At 46.1% G+C, this 10,652-nt stretch carries 10 protein-coding genes; all 10 read right to left on the reverse strand.

Annotated elements, in window-relative coordinates:
• On the reverse strand, nucleotides 1-177 hold a 177-nt coding region (locus tag ACTIE6_RS07935; RefSeq protein ID WP_439556135.1), incomplete at its 3' end, for an Hsp70 family protein.
• A gap of 184 nt (nucleotides 178-361) precedes the next feature.
• On the reverse strand, nucleotides 362-2,902 hold the full coding sequence (locus ACTIE6_RS07940; RefSeq protein WP_439556127.1) for a phosphocholine-specific phospholipase C: 2,541 nt from the start codon (nucleotides 2,900-2,902) through the stop codon (nucleotides 362-364).
• Nucleotides 2,903-3,056: 154 nt separating this feature from the next.
• Complete coding sequence (rplT, locus tag ACTIE6_RS07945; RefSeq protein ID WP_439556128.1) at nucleotides 3,057-3,401, reverse strand: 50S ribosomal protein L20; 345 nt, start codon at nucleotides 3,399-3,401, stop codon at nucleotides 3,057-3,059.
• A 105-nt stretch (nucleotides 3,402-3,506) separates the two neighbouring features.
• Nucleotides 3,507-3,698, reverse strand: a complete 192-nt coding sequence (rpmI, locus tag ACTIE6_RS07950) for a 50S ribosomal protein L35 (RefSeq protein WP_056287769.1) — start codon at nucleotides 3,696-3,698, stop codon at nucleotides 3,507-3,509.
• A 133-nt stretch (nucleotides 3,699-3,831) separates the two neighbouring features.
• A complete protein-coding gene (gene infC / locus ACTIE6_RS07955; protein WP_439556129.1) occupies nucleotides 3,832-4,389 on the reverse strand; it encodes a translation initiation factor IF-3 in 558 nt (185 codons plus the stop codon).
• A 112-nt stretch (nucleotides 4,390-4,501) separates the two neighbouring features.
• Nucleotides 4,502-6,445, reverse strand: a complete 1,944-nt coding sequence (gene thrS, locus ACTIE6_RS07960; protein ID WP_439556130.1) for a threonine--tRNA ligase — start codon at nucleotides 6,443-6,445, stop codon at nucleotides 4,502-4,504.
• A gap of 60 nt (nucleotides 6,446-6,505) precedes the next feature.
• Entirely contained in the window at nucleotides 6,506-7,705 is a 1,200-nt protein-coding gene (locus tag ACTIE6_RS07965; RefSeq protein ID WP_439556131.1) for a tetratricopeptide repeat protein, read from the reverse strand.
• Nucleotides 7,706-7,780: 75 nt separating this feature from the next.
• Nucleotides 7,781-8,668 carry a class I SAM-dependent methyltransferase gene (locus tag ACTIE6_RS07970; protein WP_439556132.1) on the reverse strand — a complete coding sequence of 296 codons (888 nt, stop codon included), beginning with the start codon at nucleotides 8,666-8,668 and terminating at the stop codon, nucleotides 7,781-7,783.
• A 108-nt stretch (nucleotides 8,669-8,776) separates the two neighbouring features.
• Nucleotides 8,777-8,968, reverse strand: a complete 192-nt coding sequence (locus ACTIE6_RS07975) for a hypothetical protein (RefSeq protein ID WP_439556133.1) — start codon at nucleotides 8,966-8,968, stop codon at nucleotides 8,777-8,779.
• Nucleotides 8,969-9,047: 79 nt separating this feature from the next.
• Nucleotides 9,048-10,622, reverse strand: a complete 1,575-nt coding sequence (locus ACTIE6_RS07980; RefSeq protein WP_439556134.1) for a hypothetical protein — start codon at nucleotides 10,620-10,622, stop codon at nucleotides 9,048-9,050.
• Between the last annotated feature and the right edge of the window lie 30 nt (nucleotides 10,623-10,652).

The following is a 10,652-nucleotide window of genomic DNA, read 5'->3' on the forward strand; positions in this document are numbered from 1 at the left end:
GATCGCCTGACGTTTGGCCGGTGCTCCGATTTTGCGTTCACCATTATCCATGAATGCAACGACAGACGGAGTTGTACGTGCACCTTCGCTGTTTGCAATGACAACCGGCTCGTTACCCTCCATGACAGCCACGCAGGAGTTCGTTGTTCCTAAGTCTATGCCAATAATTTTTCCCATTGTTCTATATTAAAGTTAAGTATAATTTGATTCGTTCTGTTGAGCTTGTTGACCTGAGATGCGGTCGCTCTGAGGTTTTCTAAAAACCCCGTACCAGAATACAGAAGGGAAAATGGAAGTGACAAAGTGTCAGGCTGGGGTTGCACTCGGGGTCAACCAGGTTCCAGCCTGACGTGAAGAATGACTAACTCAGCGCCTGTCCCATATATGGGTCGCTTTCGCTTAGGGTGCCCGTTTCAATGTGACCTGCGTAGCGTTGAAAAAAATCGGGATCGCTTGAAAGTGTAATAGAGAAGTCGTACCAGTTGGAATTACCGCTCACATCAAGCGGAACGAGCAGCTCATTGCCCACGGATAAGTGCCGGATACCAATTGTCTTGGTATCAGCGCCATACGCATTATCTGTGACGGTGATGAAAGTATCTTTTTCATTATCTGTAATGCCAAAGCTGAATGCAAGAGACGCATTGGACTTGTTCTTTCCGTCCTGCTGATAGCGTGTGCCCACTTTTACAGAGCCCGAAGCTTTTGTACCTATATATTCCCTGAAAAAACCATTTGGCCCGTATACCCACAAATGGTATTTGCCGCCTTCAAAATCGCCGATCTTCCACGAGCCTTTCAGTGAATCGCCAGCCTTTACTGCGTAGTTCCAGACTTTATAGTCTTCGTTTTTATATTTACCCGGCGCATAAACAATGAACGGAGCACCTGCTGACTTGTCTTTGAACATGTCATTTTTGGCTTCCAGTTTTATTTCAAATGCAGTTTTGTCAGAGTTGATCGCGCCATCTGCATGGATCTCGTAAGGAAGAGGGCAGGCGGGACGAGTTCCTTTTTCCTGGTTTGGTAAAATAGAAGAGGCGAGCGGGTCTTGATTAATCTTGTCAATTTCTTCCTGCGACAAAGCTTTGTACCCATTTGGCAACTTCCTGAACTTCGCATTAAAGATACCTTCCATAAATTCGTCGCGTTCCAGGAAAGCAGGCAGCTTGATCTGCTCACCGTTATAAGGCAGGAATGTCGAAGTAAGGTCACCGCAAATTGTTCTTCGCCATTCACTGATATTCGTTTCCTTAATCGGCTTACCGGTTTTAGTAGCAACAAATTTTTCCAGGAACTGCAGAATGGAGGTATGGTCAAAAACTTCGGAGCATACATTACCGCCCCTGCTCCAAGGTGAGGCTATCACCAGCGGCACGCGGTATCCAAGTCCGATCGGACTTTCGCGGCTTTCCTTTGCTGGCTTTTTCGTCATATCCTGTTCCAGGGTTACGTATTCCGTTTTGCAGTCAATGCCTGCGGAAACTGCGCCTGTATCTTCCTTATAGGGATTTGGGACAGAAAAAGGTGGCACGTGGTCGAAGTAGCCATCGTTTTCGTCATAGCAAAGAATGAAGATTGTTTTTTTCCAAACCTCCGGATTGGCTGTAAGAATATCCATTACTTCCGAAACGTACCACGCACCATACCAGGGAGAAGTTGGATGATCTGAGAAATTCTCCGGGGCTACAAGCCAGGATACCGCCGGCAGTTGTCCGGTATTTACATCGCTTCTGAACTGGTGCAGCACATCGCCAAGCGGTGCTTTCGCCTCATGCTCCATATCGCCGTCCATATACTTCACAGTTGTAATCCTGCGATAGTCCGGATCGTTTATATTAATCGTAAATGCCTTTTGGTGAATGTTCTTTCTGCGCTGCGAAAGCTTCTCAAAGTTTTCAGGGCTCCATTTAACAAGTTCCTCCTTCGCCAGGGCCAGGCTCGACTGTTTGGCTGCAATCGCCTTTTCCAGTTTATCTTTCTCCTTGCCTGGCGTCGCAGTTTTCAGCTTTGCCTTTGCCTCCTGGATTTCTCCCGGTAAAGTTTCCAGCTGTGATTTCAGGTATTTCTGGTAGCCTGAGTGAAAGCGGATATTATATTGTGTAAACCATTCGATCGGGTTGTCGGTAAAGTTGGCCAACCACGATTCCTCCTCGCCGGTCAGGCCGGTTGGAATGCTGAGCTCATTCTGATAAATTTTCCAGGATACACCGTGGTCTTCCAGCCTTTCAGGGAAAGTTGTCCAGCTAGCTTCCGCATCGTCACTTACATTTTCGTTTCTGACATTTGCGTAATGTTTCGGGTCCGGATTTTCACGCACTGTTCCGGTCCACAGGTAAAGACGGTTAGGCGTGGTACCGGTCAGTGACGAGCAAAAATTCTGGTCGCAGACAGTGAATGCATCTGCCAGCGCATAATAGAACGGAATATCTTCCCGGTTATAGTAGCCCTGTGTCAGCGGCATCTTAGCGTAATCCTTGTGCCCCGGCTGCTTCGCGATGAGCCACTGATCATACTTCCCATTGTTCCTCGCATCCACCTGATTGGTCCACGAATGCGGCAGCGAGCCCATCCACGTCGCATTGGTTTCACGCATATTCAGCCGAAAAGGTACGTGGGTTTCGCCGAATGCATTGGTTTGCATCCAAACTAGGTTTTTATTTGGTAAGCGAATTGCGCGCGGATCGTTGAAGCCTCTTACACCGCGCAGGGCGCCATAGGAATGATCAAATGAGCGGTTTTCCTGCATCAGGATCACTACATGCTCTGCGTCGAGGTAAGTGCTTCCTTTTTGAGGATTTATAGCAAGTGCTTTCTGGATTGAGGCCGGCAACACGCTGAACATCCCGGCGGCACCGGTCAGCATAGTTGCCTTTTTAAGAAATTCTCTTCTGGACTCCATGAATAGGGTAGGTGAGTTAGTACTTTCCTGTAATACCGGACAGGACTACTAAAGTACCAAGCTTTCGCTATTATGGAGATTATTTAATTGTGAAGATGCCGGAATGGGCTGAAAGGAGCAAAAAAAATCCCGCCGGAAGGCGGGATTTGCTGTTTTATTTTACCTGATCAACGATCGCTTTGAAAGCTTCCGGATGGTTCATCGCCAAGTCAGCGAGAACTTTTCTGTTTAGCTCGATGCCTGCAGCACTCAGTTTGCCGATAAAAGCAGAATAAGAAAGTCCGTGCTCGCGGGTACCTGCATTGATACGCTGGATCCAAAGCGCGCGGAAATTGCGTTTTTTCTGTTTACGACCTTTGTATGCGTAAGCCAAACCGCGTTCTACCGCATTTTTAGCTACTGTCCATACATTCTTACGACGGCCGAAATAGCCTTTCGCAAGCTTCATTACTTTTTTACGTCTTGCACGTGACGCAACGTGATTTACTGAACGTGGCATGTTTTAACTGTTTTTGATAATCGGCGCTCTGCTGAGTCTTAAAAGCCTTTTACCGGGTTGAACAAAGAAACCTGAATGGTATTTAATTTTTATTGGCTTCGGATATTATCCAAGCATTGCCAATACCTGCTTGTGGTTAGACACATCGATCAGACCAGTTTTAACCAAACCACGCTTGCGCTTGTTCGATTTTTTAGTCAGGATGTGGCTGTGAAACGCGTGTTTGCGTTTGATCTTTCCAGTACCGGTCAGCTTGAAACGCTTTTTGGCACCTGAAACACTTTTCATTTTAGGCATGATTCAAAAAATAATAGTTGATAAAATATAAAACAGCGCGCAAAATTAGCCAAAATGTTTATAAAATAAAATCGTGTCCGCGACATACTGCCACGAACACGATTGATATAGCTTATATAAATGTAGAAATCTGCTATTTGCTTGCTTTTGCAGGAGCGGGAGCGAGAATAATTGTCATTCTTTTTCCTTCCAGCTTTGGCTCCATTTCAAGTTTGCCAAATTCCGAAAGCGCCTCCGAAAATTTGTTCAAAAGATTTACCCCTCTTTCCTTAAACACAATCGTACGTCCCACAAAGTGCACGTAAGCTTTTACCTTTGAACCTTCTTTCAGGAAGTTTTGAGCGTGTTTCAGCTTAAACTCGAAATCGTGATCATCTGTATTCGGTCCGAAACGGATCTCTTTAATAACCACTTTCTGAGCTTTTGCCTTAATCTCTTTCTGCTTCTTCTTTTGCTCGTATTTAAACTTGGAGTAGTCGACAATCTTGCAAACCGGTGGCACTGCGGTAGGTGCAATTTCAACTAGGTCAAGGCTTTGCGCCTTTGCCATAGCTCGGGCTGTATTGATATCCACTATGCCTGGCTCGATATTCTCTCCAACCAGACGTACTTCTTTTGCTGCAATTCGTTCGTTAATTTTATAAGGTTCTTCGGGAACTCTTAACCGTCCACTAGGGGGTCTTAATGCCATATAACTTGGTTTGGTGTTGTTTGTATTCTTGTGTAAAAATCGAAATTGGTAACAGTGCGCCAACAAAAATAGTGCCTTCCGGAATGAATTATACTAAAAATTCCGAAAAACATCAAATCAGCGCTGCTTCTTTCTTGAAATAGCTGGCAAATTCTTCTACTGTCATGCTTCCAAGGTCGCCTTCACCTTTCCGGCGGACTGAGATTTTTCCCTCTGCCGCTTCTTTTTCGCCCACAATCAGCATGAATGGAACCTTGGTAACTTCCGCATCACGGATTTTTCTGCCGATCTTCTCGTCACGGTGATCTACAAATCCGCGAATATCATTGTCCTGCAACCTGAAAAATACTTCTTCGGCATAATCTGCAAACTTTTCTGAAATCGGTAAAATCGCTATCTGATCAGGTGATAACCAAAGTGGGAACTGACCCGCCGTGTTTTCGATCAAAATCGCAATGAACCTTTCCATTGACCCGAAAGGCGCACGGTGGATCATGACCGGCTGGTGCTTCTGGTTGTCAGAACCGGTATATTCCAGTCCGAAACGCTTTGGCATTTGATAATCCACCTGGATTGTACCCAACTGCCACTTTCTGCCCAAGGCATCGCGCACCATGAAATCCAGCTTAGGACCGTAGAATGCAGCTTCACCCAACTCGGTCACAGTACTTAGCCCACGTTCCTGTGCAGCCTCAACAATCGCATTTTCGGCACGTTCCCAATCTTCGTCTTTACCAATGTATTTTACTTTATCATTTGGATCACGTAAAGAGACCTGTGCGCTGTAATCTTCGAAACCAAGCGATTTGAAAACATATAGAACCAGGTCAATCACTCGGATAAACTCTTCTTTTACCTGATCGGGGCGGCAGAAAATGTGCGCATCGTCCTGTGTAAAACCACGCACGCGCGTCAATCCGTGCAGCTCGCCGCTTTGCTCGTAACGATAAACCGTACCAAACTCCGAAAACCGAAGTGGCAGGTCTTTGTAGGAGCGGGGTGAGGTTTTATAAATTTCGCAGTGGTGCGGACAGTTCATGGGTTTAAGCAGATACTCTTCACCCAGGTTCGGCGTTTTGATCGGCTGGAATGAATCCTTGCCATACTTATCCCAGTGGCCAGAAGTCACGTACAATTCTTTACTTCCAATATTTGGCGTGATCACTGGCAGGTAACCTGCGCGCGACTGTGCTTTACTTAAAAAAGATTGAAGCCGCTCACGCAGCATCGCACCTTTTGGAAGCCACAATGGAAGTCCCTGACCTACCTTTTCGGAAAAAGCAAAAAGTTCGAGTTCCTTGCCTAATCTGCGGTGATCGCGTTTTTTAGCTTCTTCCATCAACGTTACATACTCTTCCAGCTCTTTTTGCTTTGGAAAAGTAATCCCGTAAATGCGCGTAAGCATTTTATTGTCTTGCTTGTTTCGCCAGTATGCACCGGCAATGTTGGTCAGCTTGGCTGCCTTGATGAAGCCAGTATTCGGAATATGCGGCCCGCGGCACAAATCGGTAAAACCGCCCTGTTCATATAAAGTAATGGAACCATCTTCGAGACCTTCGATCAGTTCCAGCTTGTATTCGTCTCCTTTTTTGGTAAAATATTCCAGCGCCTCTGCTTTGCTGATTGGCTTGCGGACATACTCGTTTTTCTGCCGCGCCAGTTCCAGCATTTTAGCCTCGATTTTTGGAAAATCTTCCTGAGAAATCGATTGTTCACCCAAATCCACATCATAGTAAAAGCCCTTTTCAATGGAAGGCCCGGTGCCGAACTTAATGCCCGGGTACAATGCTTCCAGTGCCTCGGCAAGTAAGTGCGCAGATGAATGCCAGAATGTAGATTTACCGTCCTCGTCGTTCCACGTCAACAATTTCACCAGGGAATCTTCCGTGATCTGGCGGGTAGGATCCCACACTTCATTGTTCACTTTCGCCGCGATTACATTGCGCGCAAGTCCTTCACTAATGCTAAGCGCGATTTCGAGGGCAGTAACTCCTTTCGGGTAAAATCTTTCACTACCGTCTGGCAGGGTAATTTTTACTTGAGACTCGTCTTTCATTCAAAAATCTATTCTGTGGATTTAATTCAAAGGTTTTTCGGCAAGCGGTAAAATACAAAGCTATTCAATTTTAGCTTTTCGTGTTGAGTCAACACGGATATTTGTAGTACCACGCGGTTGCAGCACATTGATCTTTACGCGAGCAGTATCCAGCAGCTTGTAACCCGATCCTGCATTTTCCTGAGGATAATACGAATCGTAGCTCCCCTCGCTCTCGCGCAGTCTGATCCTGTAAAGCCCGTAACGCGCATCCTGGTCTCCCGGGCTCAAAGCCAATGCAGTAGTATAGTATTCCCGAGCCCGATCGTAGTCAAAGCTTTTTTCATAGCATAACCCGATCAGATTATTGATTTCTTTCGACTTGGGTTTCTTTGTCAAAAGCTTGTTCAGTGCAGGCAGCGCTTTATTGTAATGCCGCAACTGAATGCTGGTATTTGCTACCTGCCAGAGTGCGTCTTCATAGTCGGGGTTGAGGCTTACTGCTTTCTGGAAGCTGATCAATGCAGTATCTGGTCTGGCCAGCGCCATGAAAATCTCTCCTTGTTCGAAATACAGGGTAGGGTCAGCAGGAAAGCGCTTGATTGCCTTGTCGTTAACAACCAGCGCTTTATCGATGTTTTTTAGTTTACGTAAAATAAGGATATTCTGCTGGTAGGCACGGAGCAGTCTTGGGTTGACATTAATCGCGTAATCCAGACTCGCCAGACTAGCCAGCGAGTCACCTTGCCGCGCCTGCAACACACCTTTGACATAATAAGCAGAACCGTCATAAGGCGCCATTTTCAGGGCTTGGTTCAGGTAGCTGACAGATTCACCAAATCGGTTTTTTGCTTGTAAAATGTCAGCTAGTAGTACGTAAAGTTCAGGGCTGCTTTGCTGCAATGCTTCTGCACGCTGCGCATCTTCCAGCGCATTGTCGATCTTGCCGAGCTCCCGGTTTATCTTTCCGCGCAACAGAAAGTAATCACTTACATTATCCTGCTCGTAAATAGATTCATTAATATCGTCCAGTGCCTCGGTATATTGCTCCCGCTCAAAGTAGATCCTGGCTCTTTTGAAATAATTTACGTCAGAATCAATACCTCGGTTGATAAGTTCGGTTAAGGAAAGCAACGCATCGTTCTGCCACTGCGCATGCGACTTTTTGACCACCGGCGGAATACGCGTAGCATTCCTTGGGTCGCTCTGGCAGGATTGCAGCAGGCCAGTGAAAGCGATTGAAAGGCAGAATAACAGGTAGTTCAAATAAGGTAATCTCATACAGGCAAAAGTGTGTAATACCACGCGTGGCAGTGCAGCGGGGTATTATACAAAATTGTAAAATCTTCCCGGCTTTCAATCATTTTGGTCGGAGAATCGGGAAAATACGCCAAGCGGGAGCTTTTTGCCAAATGAATCGGGAATGAATAATTCGCCAAACTCGTGCTTTATCTCTGTTCCAAAATGCGTTTTGATGAGATTTTCCACGATCAAGGCCGAAAAGCCGAGCGAGTACAGGTTGATGATAAAAAAGAAATTCTCCTTCTTCAAAAGCAATGCAGAAAGCCGCAGGATTTCATTCAGGCTTTCTTCCAGTAACCATTTCTCACCGTCAGGACCGCGACCATAGGCAGGCGGATCGAGAATGATGCCGTTGTACTGGTTGCCGCGGCGTACCTCGCGCTGTACAAATTTCATCGCATCTTCCACCACCCAGCGAATGTTATCCAGTCCGCTCAGCTGCATATTTTCACGCGACCAGCTGATTACCTGCTTTACTGAATCAACATGCGTCACATCCGCACCGGCGGCTTTTGCAGCAAGTGAAGCAATGCCGGTGTAAGCAAACAGGTTAAGTACATTCGGCTTTTCTTCCGGAATCTGTTTCAGCTTTTTGGAAATATAATCCCAGTTGGTAGCCTGCTCAGGAAATACACCCACGTGCTTAAAGGAAGATAATGCAAGCTTGCTCCGCAAATGCAATGATTTAGTACGGTATTGAAATACCCATTTTTCGGGCATATCACCTTTAGTGACCCACTGGCCCTTTTCCTGTGAATTCTTGTCCTTTTTAAAAACCGCATTGGATCGCTCCTCCCATTCACTTTCAGGCAGCGACTTATCCCAGATCGCCTGCGGCTCAGGCCGGGTTAAAATGTAAGGTCCAAATCGCTCAAGTTTTTCAAAGCCACCAGTGTCGATTAATTGGTAGTCAGTATGTTGGTCTGGTGTAAGTAGGATCACGCGTGTTGGATTTGCTTGTATGTCTTATTGTACTTGTATTATTCTTTCATTGATCTTGTCCGTTGGCTGAAGCCAACGGGAATTGATTTTTTTTTGGCGAAGCCAAATTTATGTCGGCGGGCCGACATATCCATTTCCGTCGGCTTTAGCCAACGGAAAAAGGGGTTTGATTGCGCCTCGAATATCCATTTCCGTCGGCTTCAGCCAACGGAAAAAGGGGATATGATTGCGCCTTGAATATCCATTTCCGTCGGCTTCAGCCAACGGGAAAAGGGGTATGGTCGCATCTTGAATATCCATTTCCGTCGGCTTCAGCCAACGGAAAAAGGGGGACGGGGGGTACATTTCATTGGCCGGAGACAATGGAAAATCGGCCCGATCAATATGCGATTTTGTTTAAATAAAATACATTTCTTCTTCCCCTTGTCTGCGGATCTCCTGCTGCATTAATGATTCTTTGTTCGCCCCATGCCAGGTAGAAGTTGTTGTACCAGTAATCAATATCGTCGGTACTCGTTTTCCTGACTTTGTCGCCTTCTACATTGGTTTCATTCGGGATCACATGGTCACTGTCGATTACCTGGTCACCTTTGATGATCTTGCTCCTGATCGCACCATTGTGGCTGTACACAAGCCGGGAGTTTCCGTTTGAGAAAGTTTGAACACGGATCTTCTCACGCAGGTCCATGCTTTTTACATGATCGAAATTGATGCTGTTGTCCCAAACCAGATTTCCGTTCTGGTCAATATCCGTAACAATGGCGTGGGTGTAGGTAAAACCGTCGAAAATCTGCTGATTGTACCCGCGGCCGCCGTACATGGGGTTCCACAAGTAAGGATTGTAAAGGCCCATTCCAAAAGGATAGCCAAAACCGCCATAACCAAACCCGCCCATCATATTGTTATTGTTGTACCTGTATTCAGGATAAAATGCTTCTGCTACAAGCAGATAATGGTTGTCTTTGGGAACAATATCATGCACCAGAAGCCGGTAATTAAGTTTCAGGTCTTCGCCGCTTTCTTTCTTTTTCCTGATACGCCTTTCCATTTTTTCCTGCTGGCGCTCATTCATAAAATTGAAGAAATTCTTGAAGTCGGTAAAGCTGTGGTATTTGGTAAAAACAGTCTCCTCACCCACAATTTTACTGATATACAATCCCTGCGAAGCCGCAGTAGAGCTGCTTTGCATATTGCGGTAACCGTAAGTACCTATGATAATCCGTACAGAATCATTCAAAACCTGCAAGCGGCCGCTCAGCAATGAAAAATCATCCTCCGGATCCACCGAAACCTGCGTGTACAATTCACCAGTCTCTTCATAAGAGCGCGCTACTATTTTGGTCTGTCTTCCTTTTTTTACGGCAAAACATACATTCACCAAATGATGCGCGGTATCTACTTCCACCGTCTGAATTGCATTGGAACCTTTGATCGCCGAAGGCAAAACCTTTGTTTGCGCTGTGGTAAGCTGCGTGTAAATCAGTACCGGTTCGTTGCGCACCATTCCTGCCATGAAAACGGCGTAACCTAATGTCTTGAAGTCTGTTATTTCAAAGCGGTCGAGCGTGTTGATTGTGAAAGTCTCAACAAAGCCGGGACCCACATTCACCTTCACGATCTGATAAAGTGAGCTCCGGTATTTACTGAAAAGCAAAAACACAGCTTGTCCGTCGTAAGAAGACGTGACATAATCCAGATTGGATTCAATCGGCCCGTCAATGGACCATACTCTTTCCAGATTCGCGTCGTACTTCTGTACATTGAATGTGCCACGGTCCGGCTTGGAGATCAGGAGCACGCCCTTTTCCCCCAGCGGAACGGTCTGATATGCAGTATTGCCCGAAAGCGGCAGCTCAATCCGCTTCACGCTTTGCGCAGTAGCCTGCACATACATCAATGCAAAAACGAACAGGAAAAGCGTCGCTTTCAATCCGCGGTTTTTATTTGGAATCATGGGCTAGTCCAACAATAATATCAAACTCTT

It is taken from the genome of Dyadobacter sp., assembly GCF_051859145.1.
Classification (GTDB): domain Bacteria; phylum Bacteroidota; class Bacteroidia; order Cytophagales; family Spirosomataceae; genus Dyadobacter.

Bases quoted from the DNA above. Each gene is read 5' to 3' on its own strand.
- ACTIE6_RS07940 (WP_439556127.1), bottom strand. From the start codon at position 2,902: ATGGAGTCCAGAAGAGAATTTCTTAAAAAGGCAACTATGCTGACCGGT.
- thrS (WP_439556130.1), bottom strand. From the start codon at position 6,445: ATGAAAGACGAGTCTCAAGTAAAAATTACCCTGCCAGACGGTAGTGAA.
- rplT (WP_439556128.1), bottom strand. From the start codon at position 3,401: ATGCCACGTTCAGTAAATCACGTTGCGTCACGTGCAAGACGTAAAAAA.
- infC (WP_439556129.1), bottom strand. From the start codon at position 4,389: ATGGCATTAAGACCCCCTAGTGGACGGTTAAGAGTTCCCGAAGAACCT.
- ACTIE6_RS07980 (WP_439556134.1), bottom strand. From the start codon at position 10,622: ATGATTCCAAATAAAAACCGCGGATTGAAAGCGACGCTTTTCCTGTTC.
- ACTIE6_RS07965 (WP_439556131.1), bottom strand. From the start codon at position 7,705: ATGAGATTACCTTATTTGAACTACCTGTTATTCTGCCTTTCAATCGCT.
- rpmI (WP_056287769.1), bottom strand. From the start codon at position 3,698: ATGCCTAAAATGAAAAGTGTTTCAGGTGCCAAAAAGCGTTTCAAGCTG.
- ACTIE6_RS07975 (WP_439556133.1), bottom strand. From the start codon at position 8,968: ATGGATATTCAAGATGCGACCATACCCCTTTTCCCGTTGGCTGAAGCC.